Source organism: Testudinibacter sp. 'clade 2', assembly GCF_006227735.1.
GTDB lineage: Bacteria > Pseudomonadota > Gammaproteobacteria > Enterobacterales > Pasteurellaceae > Chelonobacter.
The window spans coordinates 1-904 of sequence record NZ_VDHB01000251.1; the positions used below are offsets into that span (position 1 = coordinate 1).

The following is a 904-nucleotide window of genomic DNA, read 5'->3' on the forward strand; positions in this document are numbered from 1 at the left end:
AAGACATTGAATTACAGGGGAATACCTGGGAAACCGGGGTGGTGATTGGGCGTGGAATAAATAGTATCGGAAACTCGGAGGCTTCAGACTCTAGACGACCTATTATTGATATCACTGAAGGTTATCATACTGAATCTGTGACAGTTAATGGAAAAGTTATTTATCGTTCAGATGATAATTTTTACTCCAATATTAATAATAAGGGAAAAATAAAAGCATATATTGATGCCTCTGGGGACTTGTTGTCCGCAAATATTAGTGGAAGTGTAACTATAACACAGCATATTAGGGGAGCGAGTCCACTGAAAGAACAAAGTCAATATATTTCATTCTCAGGTAATAATAAAGGGAAAAAATATGGTGATAATACTATTTCAGTTGCGCTAGATAATCTAAAGAATGATGTTTCATCAGGTAAGTTAAAAGGCATTGAGGTAATAGAAAATCAAGATGTTGTTTCTTATTTGAAAAATAAATCATCAATAAAATTTGATTCATACTCTAAAAATCCGACAAGAAACACTAGATATGAGTTTATTCGCTCGAGACAAGATTTAAATAATGCTATAAGAGATAATGAAATCTTGATAACTCCAAAGGTACCTAGTGAGTATATTAAAAAAACAAGAGGTGCTTATGAATAATTTAGTGTCATCTCTATATATTTCAAAAAACAGCATGAAAATTTTATCTGAATCGGAGATGATAGAATTGGATGAGAATAAATTTCCTTATGAGATTGTCCCTCTTCTAGAAGATTATATTTTAAAATCCGATGGTGACCTTGATGAGTTAATTTCCGCAGCAAATATTGCTTGCGCAAAGGGGAGTGATATAGCGTTTAATTTTTTATTGAAATTTACTAGAAATTATTCTAAGGATTTAGCATTGCGCCCCCATAGAT

At 32.4% G+C, this 904-nt stretch carries 2 protein-coding genes; both read left to right on the top strand.

Annotation, left to right across the window (positions count from 1 at the left end):
- A partial coding sequence (locus tag FHQ30_RS13355) for a hypothetical protein (protein WP_267965323.1) occupies positions 1 to 644 on the top strand: 644 nt, incomplete at its 5' end.
- On the top strand, positions 637 to 904 hold a 268-nt coding region (locus FHQ30_RS13060), incomplete at its 3' end, for a hypothetical protein (protein WP_139625202.1). The genes FHQ30_RS13355 and FHQ30_RS13060, both read left to right, overlap by 8 nt.